The 407-nt window shown below is 40.3% G+C and carries 1 pseudogene; it reads left to right on the top strand.

What is annotated here, in order from left to right:
* Positions 1 to 407 (top strand): annotated as a pseudogene (locus ACYVTD_RS17340) (methyl-accepting chemotaxis protein); the annotation flags it as partial.

Consider the following 407-nt stretch of genomic DNA (forward strand, 5'->3'; position numbering starts at 1 on the left):
AAAAGGATCGATTTTAGCGCATTACAAACCTGAACGTATCGGTAAAAACATATTTGATGTTGACGAGGAATTGGGCGACGCGAGAAAAAACATATTCGAGGCGATGAATAACGGGCAAACTTACTTTGGGACAGTATACGATCCCGATCTGGACGACACTTTAAGATTTGTAGTAAGGCCCATTCAAATAGGCAACTCGGATTTTTATTGGACGGTGCTTATAGGCGTTTCCGAAGATCATGCGTTAAAAGAAATCAAGGCCATAACCAATTTTACCGTTATTCTTGCGGTAATAGCCATTTTAACGACGGCGGTAATATTATTTTTCGTTTTCGGATACATCACAAAACCAATTATTTCGGTAACGGAGACGTTAAAGGACATATCACAGGGCGAAGGCGACTTAA

Source organism: Treponema sp. R6D11 (assembly GCF_054786075.1).